At 80.6% G+C, this 495-nt stretch carries 1 pseudogene; it reads left to right on the forward strand.

Features of this window, described 5'->3' with window-relative positions:
- Positions 1-495 (forward strand): annotated as a pseudogene (locus tag VR44_RS38615) (hypothetical protein); the annotation flags it as partial.

The raw sequence follows: 495 nt of genomic DNA on the forward strand, positions 1-495 counted from the left end.
CCCCGCCGCCGGTCCCGCCCCAGCGGCGCCCCCGCCCCCGCAACGCGTGGATCGACAGCGGCAGCGGCCTCTCGCACCTGATGCGGCAGTGGCGCGACACCCCGCAGAGCGGCGTGTGGCGTGAGGCGAAGCAGCGGTTCCAGGCGGCGCTGGCCGAGGCCGAGCGGCTGCGCGACGAGCGTGCCGCGGCCGCCGACGCGTACGCCGGGCAGGCAGCGGCGTACGAGGCCCTGCACGCGGCGCGTCTCGCCGCGGAGCGGGACGCGGCGGCGCTGGCCCGCGTACGGGAGGACCTGCCGGGCGCCGAGGCCGCACTGGCCCGCGCCCAGCAGCAGCTGGCCGACGCCGAGCAGGCGCACCAGGCGCATCTGGCCCGGCGCCCCGGTTTCTCCGTGAGCCTGTTCACGATGGGGCGGGCGGCGCGGGCCTGGCACGCCGACGAAGCCGGGGCCGCCGGCCTGGCCGCCGACGCCCGGAAGGCGCGCGAGGCGGCGC

Origin of the sequence: Streptomyces katrae, assembly GCF_000966975.1 — a bacterium.
Lineage (GTDB): Bacteria > Actinomycetota > Actinomycetes > Streptomycetales > Streptomycetaceae > Streptomyces > Streptomyces katrae.